General features: G+C 52.4%; 12 protein-coding genes and 1 pseudogene. 8 read left to right on the forward strand and 5 right to left on the reverse strand.

Annotated features, from left to right (window positions below):
• The first annotated feature begins 5 nt into the window (after positions 1-5).
• Positions 6-239, forward strand: a complete 234-nt coding sequence (locus FDW92_RS10370; RefSeq protein WP_003020183.1) for a YdcY family protein — start codon at positions 6-8, stop codon at positions 237-239.
• Between the two features lie 80 nt (positions 240-319).
• Here the strand turns inward: FDW92_RS10370 and FDW92_RS10375 are convergent, their stop codons facing one another.
• Together FDW92_RS10375 and mddA are read right to left on the reverse strand one after the other, a co-directional pair.
• Positions 320-769 carry a DMT family transporter gene (locus tag FDW92_RS10375; RefSeq protein ID WP_042308290.1) on the reverse strand — a complete coding sequence of 150 codons (450 nt, stop codon included), beginning with the start codon at positions 767-769 and terminating at the stop codon, positions 320-322.
• Positions 766-1284, reverse strand: coding sequence for an L-methionine sulfoximine/L-methionine sulfone acetyltransferase (gene mddA, locus FDW92_RS10380; protein WP_042308291.1), 519 nt, complete (start codon positions 1282-1284; stop codon positions 766-768). Before mddA ends, FDW92_RS10375 begins: the two co-directional genes overlap by 4 nt.
• 37 nt (positions 1285-1321) lie before the next feature.
• Between mddA and FDW92_RS10385 the strand changes: the two genes are divergently transcribed.
• Together FDW92_RS10385 and FDW92_RS10390 are read left to right on the forward strand one after the other, a co-directional pair.
• Positions 1322-1897, forward strand: a complete 576-nt coding sequence (locus FDW92_RS10385) for an XRE family transcriptional regulator (protein WP_042308292.1) — start codon at positions 1322-1324, stop codon at positions 1895-1897.
• 57 nt (positions 1898-1954) lie between these two features.
• On the forward strand, positions 1955-2992 hold the full coding sequence (locus tag FDW92_RS10390; protein WP_042308531.1) for an NADP-dependent oxidoreductase: 1038 nt from the start codon (positions 1955-1957) through the stop codon (positions 2990-2992).
• Positions 2993-3023: 31 nt separating this feature from the next.
• Here FDW92_RS10390 and pqqU read toward each other — a convergent pair whose 3' ends face one another.
• On the reverse strand, positions 3024-5144 hold the full coding sequence (gene pqqU / locus FDW92_RS10395) for a TonB-dependent receptor PqqU (protein WP_042308293.1): 2121 nt from the start codon (positions 5142-5144) through the stop codon (positions 3024-3026).
• Between the two features lie 261 nt (positions 5145-5405).
• On the opposite strand from pqqU, the gene FDW92_RS10400 reads away from it, so the two are divergent.
• Positions 5406-6467, forward strand: a complete 1062-nt coding sequence (locus tag FDW92_RS10400) for a YncE family protein (protein WP_042308294.1) — start codon at positions 5406-5408, stop codon at positions 6465-6467.
• A gap of 136 nt (positions 6468-6603) precedes the next feature.
• Positions 6604-6825 carry a YgdI/YgdR family lipoprotein gene (locus tag FDW92_RS10405; protein WP_042308295.1) on the forward strand — a complete coding sequence of 74 codons (222 nt, stop codon included), beginning with the start codon at positions 6604-6606 and terminating at the stop codon, positions 6823-6825.
• A 42-nt stretch (positions 6826-6867) separates the two neighbouring features.
• Here FDW92_RS10405 and ansP read toward each other — a convergent pair whose 3' ends face one another.
• Positions 6868-8310: an L-asparagine permease gene (gene ansP / locus FDW92_RS10410; protein ID WP_042308296.1), complete on the reverse strand. Its 1443-nt coding sequence runs from the start codon at positions 8308-8310 to the stop codon at positions 6868-6870.
• A gap of 282 nt (positions 8311-8592) precedes the next feature.
• Positions 8593-10134 carry a PAS domain-containing methyl-accepting chemotaxis protein gene (locus FDW92_RS10415; RefSeq protein WP_042308304.1) on the reverse strand — a complete coding sequence of 514 codons (1542 nt, stop codon included), beginning with the start codon at positions 10132-10134 and terminating at the stop codon, positions 8593-8595.
• A 516-nt stretch (positions 10135-10650) separates the two neighbouring features.
• On the opposite strand from FDW92_RS10415, the gene FDW92_RS10420 reads away from it, so the two are divergent.
• The 3 genes and pseudogenes from FDW92_RS10420 (at position 10651) to FDW92_RS23210 (ending at position 15054) form a co-directional block, all read left to right on the forward strand.
• Positions 10651-11649, forward strand: a complete 999-nt coding sequence (locus FDW92_RS10420) for an MsnO8 family LLM class oxidoreductase (protein ID WP_042308305.1) — start codon at positions 10651-10653, stop codon at positions 11647-11649.
• A complete protein-coding gene (locus FDW92_RS10425; protein ID WP_042308306.1) occupies positions 11649-12770 on the forward strand; it encodes an amidohydrolase in 1122 nt (373 codons plus the stop codon). The genes FDW92_RS10420 and FDW92_RS10425 overlap by 1 nt, the downstream gene beginning before the upstream one ends.
• A 25-nt stretch (positions 12771-12795) precedes the next feature.
• Positions 12796-15054, forward strand: a pseudogene (locus tag FDW92_RS23210) (NtaA/DmoA family FMN-dependent monooxygenase).
• The last annotated feature ends 2 nt before the right edge of the window (positions 15055-15056 follow it).

Consider the following 15056-nt stretch of genomic DNA (forward strand, 5'->3'; position numbering starts at 1 on the left):
AGGTTATGTCGCATCTGGATGAGGTCAGCGCACGAGTTGATGCCGCCATTGAAGAGAGCGTCATTACGCATATGAATGAATTGCTGATTGAACTCAGCGATGATGTCGCGCTGAGCCGGGAAGATCGTTACACCCAGCAACAGCGTTTGCGTACGGCTATCGCACATCATGGCCGTCAGCATAAAGAGGATATGGAAGCCCGTCGCGAACAGTTGACCAAAGGCGGCACAATCCTTTAATTCGTTATTACTGTTATCCGGCCTGTATATTCAGGCCGGATAAGTTCTGTCGGCCTGATAAGGCAAGCGCCATCAGGCAGTTAAAAAGAGCGTCTCGCGACCAGCCAGGCCCCGACGACCAGCAGCACAGCGCCGCAAACTGGCCCCACCAGCGCACGTAGCGGTACGCCATGACTGCGCAGAATATCCAGCACGAGTCCGCCAATTAACTGGCTGGCTACCAGTACCGCAATCGTGGTGGCAGCCCCCACATTTTGATAGCCGCTGATACTGGCAAAAACAAAAAAAGACCCCAGCAAACCGGGGATCAGCGTCCACCAGCGCACGCTGGAGACCAGTTCGCCAAACCCCGCAGCGCCTTGCTTAAACCACAGAATGCTGACAAACAGCACAATCCCAACCAGTGAGTTCAGCAGCATGGCAATCAGGATCGTCGAGGAGGTCTGCGTAATACGCACCATTAAGGTATTTTGCACCACCAGACCAATACCTGCGGCAATCAGAAAGGAGAGGGTCAGCGTCTGATTCATCTGCCGGCATCCGGATCGCGACGATCGTCTAACTGTAACTGCATAAAGGTCAGATCCAACCAGCGACCAAATTTGGTGCCGACCTGCGGCATTTGTGCCGTGATCTTAAATCCCAGCGTACTGTGCAAATGTAGCGACGCCTGATTCTGAGACTCAATCCCCGCCACCATCACATGTTTGCCGCACGTGCGCGCTTCTTCTATTAGTCGGCTGAGCAGCGCTCGTCCCAGGCCCTTGCCCTGATGATCGGGATGGACATACACCGAATGTTCAACGGTATAACGAAATCCGTCAAAGTTGCGCCAGTCGCCGAACGAAGCATATCCGGTGACCACGCCGTTTTCTTCACTTACCAGCACGGGATACCCCACCAATTGGCGTGCTTCGTACCACGAGATACGGTTTTCGGCATCGACCGTTTGATCGTTCCAGATAGCCGCCGTATGCAGTACCGCGTGGTTATAAATTTCAGCAATAGCGGCGCAGTCTGCTTTGCTGGCAAATCTAATTGACATGTTGAACCTCAGGGCTTGTTCACTATAGTATTACAATATGAATACTATTGAAGACAGCATAAATCAACGGATCGGTGCAAGAATTCGCCTTGAACGAGAATCTCGCGGCTGGTCTCTGACGGAACTCGCCGAGCGCGCAGGCGTGTCGCGGGCAATGATCCATAAAATAGAGCGCGGGGAGAGCAGCCCCACGGCCACGCTGCTGGGCAGGCTCTCCGGGGCGTTTGGAATCAGCATGTCGATGCTGATTGCGCGGGCCGAAATGCAGGAGGGCAAGTTGCTGCGCCTCGCTGACCAGCCCGTCTGGCACGACCCGCAAAGCCACTATCTGCGACGTCATGTTTCACCGCGTAGCGATCTACCCATCGACCTGGTACAGATCGAATTGCCCGCCGGAAGCGATATCCCAATGCCAGCATCCTCCTACGTGCAGGCCAGACAGCTTATCTGGCTACAGCAAGGGGAGTTAGTCTTTGTGGAAGGCGATGTGCGTCATGAAATGAAAGCAGGCGATTGTCTGGAGCTGGGCCCGCCGAATGACTGTCGGTTTATCAATGAAACCGCGCAAACCTGCGTTTACCTGGTTGTGCGATTAAACCATGTCGTGAGCTAAATGCTGGCGCAGGCTGCTACTATTGATGGATTCATGCTAAAAGCAGAGGAGCACATCATGGGTCAACAGACTAATCGTAATCGCCGCTGGGTACTGGCTTCCCGCCCGGATGGCGCGCCAATCCCGGATAACTTCCGTCTTGAAGAAGATGAAGTCGCAACGCCGGGAGAAGGTCAGGTTTTGCTGCGCACCGTTTTCCTTTCTCTCGATCCTTACATGCGTGGGCGCATGAGCGATGAACCGTCTTACTCGCCTCCCGTTGAAATTGGCGGCGTGATGGTTGGTGGCACGGTGAGCCGCGTGGTTTCCTCTAACCATCCTGATTACCAGCCAGGCGAATGGGTGCTGAGCTATAGTGGTTGGCAGGACTATGACATTTCAGACGGTAACGGACTGGTGAAGCTTGGCGATAATCCTGAACATCCTTCCTGGGCGCTGGGTGTTTTGGGAATGCCGGGATTTACCGCCTATATGGGCTTGCTGGACATCGGCCAGCCGAAAGCCGGGGAAACGCTGGTTGTCGCTGCTGCAACTGGCCCGGTGGGCGCAACGGTTGGACAGATTGGTAAGCTCAAAGGGTGTCGGGTGATCGGTGTGGCGGGCGGGGCAGAGAAATGTCGGCATGCCACCGAAGTGCTGGGCTTTGATGTTTGTCTCGATCACCATGCGCAAGATTTTGCGCAACAACTGGCAAAAGCATGTCCACAGGGGATTGATATTTACTACGAGAACGTGGGCGGTAAGGTGTTTGACGCCGTACTGCCGTTACTCAATACCTCTGCGCGCATACCGCTTTGTGGACTGGTCAGCGGTTACAACGCGACATCGCTTCCGACCGGCCCTGACCGATTACCGTTGCTGATGGCAACCTTACTGAAAAAGCGTATCCGGATGCAGGGGTTTATTATTGGTCAGGATTATGGTCACCGCATTCATGAGTTTCAGCGGGAGATGGGGCGTTGGATTAAAGAGGGTAAAATCCACTACCGTGAGCAGGTCACTGACGGTCTGGAGAATGCGCCGCAGACCTTTATCGGTTTGTTGACCGGGAAAAACTTCGGCAAGGTGGTTATTCGCGTAGCAGACGATGCGTAAAGAGTGCCGGCGGGAGCGATTCCCGCCAGTATCATTCAAAACGCCAGGCCAGATTAATACCCACGCCATAGTTTCGTCCTGGCGCCGGTTCGTAGTATCTGTCCCTTGTTTCATTAACAATCACCGACCCAGCATAGGTCTTATCAAACAGGTTATCCACCCGACCGAAAAGGTCGATCATGAGACTGCTGTAATAAAATTTATAGCCGGTATTCAAGCCAACTACGGTATATGACGGGGCTTTCGCCGTGTTTTCATCATTGGCCATAATGTCGCCCATATAACGCACATCTGATCCCGCATACCAACCTTCATCTGGCACGTAGCCCAGTGAGGCAAATCCCATGTTTTGCGCTATGCCGGGCAGTCGGTTGCCGTTGCAGTTTTGATCGCCACAGACGTTGCTGCGATAGGTAGCATCCAGCCAGGTCCATGCTGCTTTTACGCGCCAGTTTGTGGCAAAGCGTTGGTCCCAGGATAGCTCGCCACCCTGACGGCGGGTTTTACCGGCGTTTTTATAAGTCGTACGACCACCGTTGTTACTATCAACCACAATCTCGTCATCGGTATCGGTCTGAAATAGCGCCGCGGTAAAAAGTCCATCGCCGATGCGTGTTTTGCTGCCGATTTCAATAGTGTCATTCGTGGACGGCTGTAAACCCAAATTCATGCCGCTTTGTCCATCGGAACGGTAGGAGAGTTCGTTAATCGTGGGGGTTTCAAATCCTCTCCCCGCAGCCAGATAGACATTCCAGGCGTCAGTCATTGCATACTTCAACGATCCGGCGGGCAACCATTGGTGATAACTTACGTCGCCGCTGTCATCTCCGTTATCAACAGTAATGTAGCGATCGTTGGAATCAAACCATACGGAACTGTAACGAACGCCGGCATCCAGCGAAAGCTTCTTCGTCAATTGCCACTGGGTTTGCAGATAGGGATCGACGTTCCACATCAGGTTACGTTCATTGCGTCGCAGGTCGCCTTTCTGACCGTACTCTGGGACACCATTATCAAGACGATAGTTGTTATAGCCTTTACGGTTTTCACTCATGTTTTCATAGTTCACTCCGGTGGTGAACGTCACCGGAATCCCCAATTCGCCACGGTGAGTCCAACGGTTATCTATCCCCTGATAATGACGTTGCAAGGTGATGACACCGCCGGCATGAGAAGAATTTAACTGTGGGTCCATTGGGATCGACTGATACTGGGTGGTTTCGCGCTCTCCTGCATAGGCCATGACACTGATATCATCCTGCGCGCTAAGTTGGCGTTCATAGCGCAATCCCGCCTGGGTCTGCTTGATGGTTTTTCGCGTATTGAATTGCTCCGCGCGGGGCGATTGCTGCGGATTGGCATTCCATTCTGACTTCGTCAGGCCACCGGGATCGTCGGCCTTAATATCCACGCTGTTGAAAATTAGGGTTAGTTTACTCACGTCATCAACACGTACTCCCAGTTTGGCGTTAGCCAGATTTTTTTGCGCGCTACTGTCATCACGATACCCGTGGGTAGTAAATCGTGTTGTTGAAACAGTGTAATCCACATCACCTGGCTGAGTACCGTCACCCAGTGCTCCGGTGGCCTTTACACCATAGCGCCAGGTGCCAAAACTACCGTAATAGCTGCTGGCCTCAATGGTTGGCGGTTCACGCCCTGTTTCGGTACTGACATTAATCACACCGCCGGAAGCATTACCATACAGCGCAGAGAAGGGCCCCCGCAGGACTTCAATATTTTGTACGCTGCTGATATCGATATTGGATGTTTGACCTTGCCCATCCGGCATGGTGGCTGGAATTCCGTCTACGTACATACGAATGCCGCGGATGCCATACGTGGTTCTTGAACCAAAGCCGCGAATCGACAACTGGAGGTCCTGCGCGTAGTTCTGCCGATTTTGCACCTGTAACCCAGGGACGCTGGTCAGCGATTCGGACAGGTTAATGCGCGGTGTTGCCAGACGCATATCTTCACCGGCAACAACGCTGACGGCAGCAGGCGTATCCAGTTCTGAAACAGATTGTGGTGTCGCGCTAACGATCAGCGTTTGCTCGTTTAGCTCACTTTCTGCCGCGGCAAAAGTCGAGAGAAAGACAGGCAGTAATGAAACAGGAAAGACAATATAGCGGGCTGAAAAAATCGTCATGAATAAGGCCAGTTTAGGATGCTGACGTCGGAAAAAGGACGGTAAGCATGTGAATTTTTTTATAAAAAAGATGAATTTTAGCGCTGCTGAATTGCGGTAATTTTTCGGGCAATGAAAAGGAGTGTAGTCAATATGTGAAGAAGTGCTCCACTTTGCGATGAATAATGATTACTATTCTCATTCTTAAAAAGGCAAAACCATGATTTTGCTCATTGAAGCTATGTGAAGCAGTAACAAACGAATTTATCAAAGGGAGTCGTCATGTCTTTACGTCATCTGTTTTCGCCGCGCCTGCGTGGTTCTTTACTGTTAGGTTCACTGCTCGTGGCATCATCTTTTACTACGCAGGCTGCAGAAGAACTGCTGCGCAAAGCCGTGGGCAAAGGTGCCTATGAAATGGCATACAGCCAGCAAGAGAACGCGCTGTGGCTGGCGACCTCACAGAGCCGCAAACTGGATATCGGCGGCGTGGTTTATCGTCTTGACCCTGTCACCCTCGAAGTGACTCAGGTTATTCACAACGATCTCAAACCGTTTGGCGCCACCATCAATAACACCACGCAAACGCTGTGGTTTGGTAATACGGTAAACAGTGCGGTTACGGCGATGGATGCTAAAACAGGAGCGGTGAAAGGGCGCCTGGTGCTGGATGCGCGTAAGCGTTCTGAGGATGTGCGTCCGCTGCAACCGCGTGAGCTGGTCGCCGATGATGCTACCAACACGATATACATTAGCGGTATTGGTAAAGAGAGCGTAATTTGGGTAGTGGACGGTGAGACGATCAAACTTCAGGACACAATCCAAAATACTGGCAAAATGAGCACCGCTCTGGCTATCGACAGCAAAGCTAAACGCCTGTACACCGCCAATGCGGACGGTGAATTCATCACTATCGATACCACCAATAACAAAATTCTCAGCCGTAAAAAGCTGCTGGATGATGGAAAAGAGCACTTCTTTATCAACCTGAGTCTGGACACGGCGGGTAACCGCGCATTTATTACCGACTCTAAGGCTGCGGAAGTGCTGGTTATCGACACCCGCAACGGCAATGTACTGGCGAAAGTCGCCGCGCCGGAATCTCTGGCCGTGCTGTTCAACCCGGCGCGCAACGAGGCCTATGTAACCCATCGTCAGGCCGGTAAAGTAAGCGTGATCGACGCGAAAAGCTACAAAGTTGTCAAAACGTTCGAGACCCCAACATTCCCGAACAGCCTGGCGCTCTCCGCAGACGGTAAAACGCTATACGTCAGCGTGAAACAGAAATCCACCCGCGAGCAGGAAGCTACCCAGCCGGACGATGTTATTCGTATCGCGCTGTAATTAACCGGAGGGGGAAACCCCTCCTGTCATTTCTCTAAACCTCACGATACGCCTCGTTACACCCCGCCAGTAGCCTGACTAACTTCAGGGACTTACACTACGCCCTCAACGGCTAACTAAATAACGCGGGAATACCATGAAAAAGCCATTTATGTGTCTTTGTGCAGGCGTAATGCTGTTTACGTTGGCAGGCTGCACGACCAATTACGTTATGACGACCAAAAGCGGACAAACCATTACCACCCTGGGTAAGCCACAACTGGATAAAGATACGGGAATGACCAGCTATACCGATCAGGATGGGAATGCGCGGGAAATTAACAGCAACGACGTCGCGCAGCTCATTGAAGCAGACTAAAAAAGAAGGCCTGAAGGGGTAACCTGTCAGGCCTTTTTATCCTTACGGCGCGGTGCGGTGGATTTCCGCTACGCGTTTACGCACGCCGAACCAGCCTGCAACCAGCAGGATGGCAATTAACGGTAATGATGCGATAGTATAAGTGCCGTTTGGATAATCAAACGCCATCAGCACCAGCACGCTCAGCAGGAACAGCAACGTGAGCCACGAGGTAAACGGCGCACCCGGCAGTTTAAAACTGACGTCTGCGGTTTTACCTTCTTTAATCGCCCGGCGCAGACGCATCTGGCAAACCATGATAAATCCCCACGACGCAATGATGCCCAGCGAGGCGAAGTTAAGCACGATCTCGAACACCTGCGACGGCACCAGATAGTTCAGAAATACCCCTACGACATACACGACCAGCGTGGCGAGGATCCCTGCCCATGGCACCTGTTGGCGGCTCATTTTAGCCATAAATTTTGGCGCGGAACCGCCCATCGACATGGAACGTAAAATACGGCCAGTGCAGTACAGGCCGGAGTTCAGGCTGGAAAGCGCCGCGGTGAGCACCACAATATTCATGATGCTGCCGATATACGGCACGCCAAGTTTGGAGAAGAAGGTGACAAACGGACTTTGTCCCGCCTGATAGGCGTTCCAGGGCAGAAGTAGAACCAGCAGGACCACTGAACCCACGTAGAACAGACCGATACGCCAGATAACGCTATTGATCGCTTTTGGCACCATCGTTTGCGGATCTTTGCACTCACCAGCGGCAGTGCCGACCAGTTCGATGGAGGCAAACGCGAAGACGACTCCCTGGACCAGCACCAGCGCTGGCAGCAGGCCATGCGGGAAAAATCCGCCGTTGTCGGTTATCAGGTGAAAACCCGTGGCGTTGCCATCCAGAGGTTTTCCGCTACCTAAGAAAACGGTACCCACAGCCAGGAAAATCACAATCGCCAGCACTTTGACCAGCGCAAACCAAAACTCCATCTCTGCGAACCACTTCACGCCGATCATGTTCATGGTGCCGACAATGGCCAGCGCCCCGAGGGCGAACACCCACTGCGGCACGTCGCCAAATGCGCCCCAGTAATGCATATACAGCGCAACTGCGGTGATATCGACAATACCGGTCATCGCCCAGTTGATGAAATACATCCAGCCCGCCACATAGGCGGCTTTTTCACCTAAAAATTCGCGGGCGTAGGAGACAAAGCTACCGCTGGAAGGGCGGTGCAAAACCAGTTCGCCGAGCGCGCGAAGAATAAAGAACGAAAAAATACCGCACACCAGATAGACCAGCGCCAAAGCGGGGCCAGCCATCTGCAAACGTGCGCCTGCCCCTAAAAACAACCCGGTACCAATCGCGCCGCCAATGGCGATCATTTGTACCTGTCGATTCCCCATCGCTTTGTGATACCCCTCTTCGTGAGCATTCAACCAGCGTCGTTTCGCCGCATGTTGTTCCGCGGCTTGCGTGTTGTGTGTGTTCATTACTTTTCCTGTTGACCTGACAAAAATACAAAATCCTTTTTGCCGCACCTGCTGCGGCGAAAACAGCGTTACCCTTCATTGTGTTACGGGGGGAAAACTGCCGGCCGAGCATCCTACATTCAATTGTTCACTTGCGCAAAGCCCCGATAACAAGAATGCAGCATTTTTGTGCAGCCGGAACTGGCGCGGTGTGGCCTCGATTCAGCCAATAAAAGAGAGGGGGCGTTTAACCAGCCAGAGGAGTGCGCTTATCAAGACATTCGCCCGGTAAGCGCCGTAACGTTATGCTGATGCGCCAAAGACCTGAACGGCCTGCTGTAAGCGTGATGAACGCTGGGTCAGATCGGCGGTAGCGTCAGTGACGCGTTCCACCATTTCGGCGTTGTTGTGTGTCATGGCCCCCACGCGTGAAATCGAATCGTTAATCAGATCCAGCGCCTGGGTTTGCTCTCGCGTGGCCAGACTAATATCTTTGATCATCATCGACATCTGCAAGACATCACCAATTATGCCGGTGAGATGCGTTTCCGTTTTCTCCACCATTTTGACGCCGCTGTTAACATTGGCGACGTTCTTCTCGATCAGTTGTTTAATCTCTTTTGCCGCGGACGCTGAGTGCTGCGCCAGATTGCGCACTTCTGCCGCCACAACGGCGAATCCACACCCGGATTCCCCGGCTCGTGCGGCTTCAACCGCGGCATTGAGCGCCAAAATATTGGTCTGAAAGGCAATGCTGTCGATAACGCCAATGATGTCGACAATCTGCCCATTATCACGCGAGATTGCCTGCATCATGGCAATGGTTTGTTTCATGATATCGCCGCCTGCTGCCGCGTTGGCGCTGGTTTTATCGGCCATGGTCATAGTATGCGCTGCGGTATCAGCGGTTTGCTGTACCGCGCTGCCAATTTCTTCGAGGGCAGCAGCAGTTTGTTGCAGGTCAGCGGAGGTTTCTTCTGAACGTTTGTGCAACGCAGAACCTTCTTTTGACACCCGCTGGCTAATTGCGCGAATACCGGATAGTTGCGTACTGACGTCATCGACCAGCGAATTCAAATTAAGCCCGGACTGATTAACCAGACGCATCAACATTCCGATCTCATCGACCCTGTTTAAATGACAGTTATCGGGTTTACGACCTGACACCACTTTTTTCATTTGCGTCAGTAGCGTATTAACTGGCTGACAAATTTGATACTTAAGGTAAATAGCTAATGCCAGAAACAGCACCAACAGTCCACCTGCCTGAATAAAGAGGGGGACGGGGATAAAAATTAATAACAGCACCAGCAGGGCAGCTACCCCTAAACTATAATTAACTCGCTGGCTAATACTCAGCCATTTAAACGCAGAAACCCATGCTAATATGCCACGACGAATAATAACGCCCTTAAAAAGGCGAAAGTGTTTAAACTGTTGACTATTTATTTTTTGATATAAGCGTTCGCTTTGCGTTATTTCATCGCGCGAAGGAACCGTCCGTACCGAGATGTAACCAGTGAGTTTTTCATTGTGCCAGACCGGTGTCACGTTGGCTCGCACCCAGTAATGGTCGCCATTCTGCCGCCGGTTTTTCACCATTCCCGTCCAGCTGTCTCCCTGCTGTAGCGTGTACCACATATCGGCGAACGCGGCGGGAGGCATGTCAGGATGGCGAATAATATTATGTGGTTCGCCCATTAACTGATGCTCGTTAAATCCGCTGGCGTCTATAAAAGCGGTGTTGGCGTAGGTAATATGACTTTCTTTATCTGTCGTCGAGAGCAGCGTCGCTTTATCGTTAAGTGCATACTCAATTTGTGTAACGGGCATGTTACTTTTCATAGAGGCCCCATGATGGTATGTATAATTCATACAAAAATCCCCGCAATAAAAATCGGGGGATATTAAAAAACTGTATTAAACCGTTTTAATAAGAAACGCTGTATTCTCTACTAATCATCATTGCTGTGGAAGTGCTTAAATTAAAAAATCCTATATGTACTATCCATTAAGCGTCATAAAAGTGAAACATTTAATACAACCGCATAACCTTGCAAGTCGTTTAACCTGACTTAACGTAAATCGCGCTAAAAAACGTTTTCGCAAAAAGAAAACAGGCATGAACTTATTTTGATGTTATTTCTGTGAGAGTCGCGCCCCTATTATATTTTGTAGGTCATGAATTTTGCATGTTTTCCATTGAGTGTTCTGACCAGTCAAGGAATCCACTGGTATTATCCCTGATGGCAACAGGGCTGGTTATCTACTTTTTAGCTGAGCAAATGTGAATTAAGTGTTTCATTATGGTTATTTGATAATTTAATAATAAAGACATGTTAACAAACATGGGCCTGTAACATGTCATATCGCCTGAGTATTCTGGATAAAAGCCCCGTTGGGGAAGGAGAAACTGCCGTGATGGCGCTTGCCCGGACCTTGCGTCTGGCGCAACTGGCAGAAGAGTGGGGATACCATCGTTTCTGGATCGCGGAACACCATAATACACCACAGCTGGCCAGCCCATCGCCGGAGCTGGTGATCGCCTGGCTCCTCGGACAAACCCAGCGAATCCGCGTAGGTTCCGGCGGCGTGATGCTGCAGCATTACAGCCCGTACAAAGTGGCGGAAAACTTTAATCTTCTGGCATCGTTGGCCCCCGGACGTGTCGATCTTGGCGTCGGAAAAGCGCCTGGCGGCTTACCCCTGTCGACTCAGGCGTTACAGTTGGGACTTCATGCGGATGAAAAAGGCAGTTTTGCTGACCAGCTTTCCCAGCTTAACGACTGGCTGGCGTTAAGCGGAACGGAAAGCGGGGAAGCGATATTCCCGACGCCAATCCCACCGCAACCGCCGGAAGGATTTGTTCTGGGAGCCAGTGTGCAAAGCGCTCAGCTGGCAGCGCAATCCAACTGGAATTTCATCTTCGCGGCGCACCTCAACGGTGACAGAGCGTTATTGCGTGACGTTTTGTCCTTTTGGCAGACCCACAGTACACGCCCGACGATAGTCGCCGTCCAGGTGATTGTGGCTGACAGTAACGACACCGCCGCGCAGCTTGCCGAAAATGTGCAGATCTGGGGCGTGGAACTAGAAAATGGGCAACGCGTCACAGTTGCCAGCGAAGAGCAGGCGCTGGCATTCGCTGCGCAGGCTGGCAGTTCTCCCCGCAAAATCGCACGTCGTGAACAGGCCTTATTATACGGTACCGCCCACGACGTGCTGGCAAAACTGAACGGCCTGCACGCGCAATTTGGCATTAATGAGTTCATTATCGACACGCCAGTGGCAGAGGGGCACGCGCGTCTGACGTCGCTACGTTTGTTGGCACAAGCCCATAACGCCGTGGAGGTGGTCTGATGACGCTGGCGACAACGCTTATCAACTGGCGTCGTGAATTGCATCAACACCCCGAACTTTCTTTGCAGGAAGTGGCGACGACGGCGCGTATTCGCGACTGGTTGCACGGTGCTGATGTCCAGATTCTGCCATTCAACCTGAAAACCGGTCTGGTCGCGGAAATTGGTCAGGGAGAAGAGATCATCGCATTGCGGGCGGACATTGATGCCCTCCCGATAGAAGAAAGCGCCGATGTTCCGTTTCGCTCACTCACACCGGGGGTGATGCACGCCTGCGGGCACGATATTCACACCAGCGTCATGCTTGGCGCCGCACTGCTGCTTAAGCAGCAGGAAGCTGACTTACCGGGGCGAGTCCGTATTTTGTTTCAGCCCGCTGAAGAAAGTTTTGGTGGCGCAAAAACACTGATTCGCGCCGGTGCTCTGCAAAACGTCGCGGCTATTTTTGGCATGCACAATGAACCGGGGTTGCCGGTAGGAGAGTTCGCTACGCGCGGTGGTGCATTCTATGCCAATGTTGATCGCTTTGTGTTACGTATCAATGGCAAAGGCGCACATGCGGCGCGTCCGCATGAAGGCAAAGACGCCATCCTGCTAGCCAGCCAACTGGTAACAGTTTTGCAAAGCGTTGCCAGTCGCGATGTTAACACCCTGGATTCAGTGGTGCTCAGCGTGACCCGTATTCAGGGAGGAAACACGTGGAACGTGCTGCCAGAGTCAGTAGAGCTTGAAGGAACGCTCAGAACGCATCGCATTGAAGTGCAGCAGCAGGTCAAAGCCCGGGTTAATGATATCGCGGCCGGATTTGCCCACGCTTTTGGCGCACAAATTGATGTTATCTGGCACGCGGGACCGACTGCGCTGGTGAACGATGATCGTTGGGCCGATATCGCCACCGCCGTGGCGAAACAATCAGGCTACGCCACCCACCATGCCGACCTGCATATGGGCGGGGAAGATTTTGCCGTCTACCTGCAAAATACGCCTGGGGCGTTCGTCAGTATTGGCAGCGCCAGCGAATACGGATTACATCATCCGGGATTTAATCCGGATGAACGTTTAATAGAACCCGCCGCGCACTATTTTGCTCATTTAGCAAAAACGGCATTCGCACACATTTAATTTTACCTGTTGGGTAGGGGTTATTATGGCTGAAAATCGGCAACTACGGCTCGGCACTATTCTGCATGGCGCATCGGGAAATATGTCTGCATGGCGTCATCCGGCAGCGCAGGCCGATGCCAGTATTAATTTTGACTTTGTTAAAGAAACGGCGCGTATTGCGGAAAAAGGGAAGTTGGATTTTATTTTTGTCGCCGATGGTCTGTATATTAATGAAAAATCAATCCCGCATTTTTTAAATCGCTTTGAGCCGCTGACGGTATTATCTGCTTTGGCCAGCATCACCCGCAATCTGGGACTGGTTGGCACCGTCTCCACGTCATACAGTGAGCCCTTTACCACCGCCCGGCAGTTTGCCAGCCTCGACCATCTCAGCCAGGGGCGTGCCGGATGGAACGTGGTGACGTCGCCTCTGGAAGGGTCGGCAAAAAACTATTCCCGCGCCCAGCATCCAGAGCATGCCCAGCGTTATCGTATTGCCGATGAATATTTACAGGTGGTGAAAGGACTGTGGGATTCCTGGGAAGATGATGCTTTTACCCGTAATAAGGCAAGCGGGGAGTTTTTTAATCCGCAAAAACTGCACACGCTTAACCATCATGGGGATTATTTTCAGGTCGCCGGGCCGTTAAATATCGGGCGTACACCACAAGGCCGTCCAATTATATTTCAGGCAGGTGCTTCATCCGATGGCAAGAAATTAGCGGCGCAGCATGCCGATGCCATTTTCACTCATCAGGAGTCGCTGGCAGAGGCTAAAGCGTTCTATCAGGATGTAAAAAGCCAATTAGCAACCACCGGGCGCGGTCCCGATCAACTGCATATATTCCAGGGCGTCAGCGTTATTGTTGGCGACAGCGCAGAGGACGTGGAGCAGCAGTATCAGACGACCGCTGCGCTGGTTTCCATCACTGACGCACTGAACTACCTTGGCCGCTACTTCGAACATCATGATTTTGCCCAATATCCGCTGGACGCACCGTTCCCGGATCTGGGATCCCTCGGACAAAACAGCTTTCGCAGCACGACCGATGAGATCAAGCGCAATGCGCGCGAGCGTGGCTTAACGCTACGTCAGGTTGCCCTGGAAGCAGCCAGCCCGCGTCCGCGTTTTAGCGGCACGCCTCAACAGGTGGCCGACGGACTTCAGCAGTGGTTCGACGAGAAAGCCGCTGACGGTTTTATTATTCAGGGAGGAACGCCGGATACCTTCCCACGATTTGTTGAGCAGGTTATCCCCGTGCTTCAGGCTCGTGGTCTGTTCCGCCATGAATATCCCGGTACGACCCTGCGCGCAAGCCTGGGATTAGCGACACCTGCAAATCAATTCACACAATAAGAGAAAAACGCTATGCAGAAAAAATCAGTATTCCTCGCGCTGTCGCTGGCTTTCAGCGCGACCGTCTGGGCAAATGACGTGACTATTAACGGCACGGGCGTAAGCCTGGAAGCCAATAAAACGCCGATTAATACGGCAAAAAACCCGCAGGCGATTGCGCAATTACCCGCGAACCTGCACCTGGCCGTACCGGGCAAATTTACTGTGGCGATTGCCGGGCTCAGTCAGCCGCCGCTGACCGTATTTGCCGATGACAATAAAACACTGATCGGCAGCGAGGCGGACATTGCCCGTCTGGTGGCAGACAGTTTGGGTCTGGAACTCAACGTTGTGCCTACATCATGGGAAGACTGGCCGCTGGGGGTCACCTCCGGCAAATACGATGCCGCGATTAGCAATATTACCGTCACAAAAGCGCGCAAAGAGAAATTCGATTTCGCGACCTATCGTAAGGACTCCCTGGGCTTTTATGTCAAAACCGGCAGCAAGCTGAAGAAAATCGAGCAGGCGGAAGATATCGCCGGTCTGCGCATTATCGTCGGTTCGGGGACGAACCAGGAAGCCATCCTGCTGGCCTGGAACGATGAAAACGTGAAGAAAGGGTTACAGCCGTTTACGCCAGTGTATACCAAAGACGATGCCGCCCAGACTCTGGCCCTGCAGTCAGGTCGCGCTGATGCCTACTTCGGTCCTAACGTTATCGGCGCGTGGAAAGCCGCGCTCAACGGTAAAACGCAATTGGTGGGTAGCGTTGATGGCGGTTGGCCAAAAGCGGCACATATCGCCGTGACGCTGAAAAAAGACAGCGGTTTGGTTCTGCCTGTGCAAACCGCCCTCAACGGCGTGATTGGCAACGGCGACTACGACAAGGTACTGAACCGTTGGGGGGAAGGGGTGGAACGCATTCCGCAATCTGAAATCAACCCAGCCGGGTTAGGCGACTAAGG

The organism is Citrobacter sp. wls706 (assembly GCF_005281305.1).
Lineage (GTDB): Bacteria > Pseudomonadota > Gammaproteobacteria > Enterobacterales > Enterobacteriaceae > Citrobacter > Citrobacter werkmanii.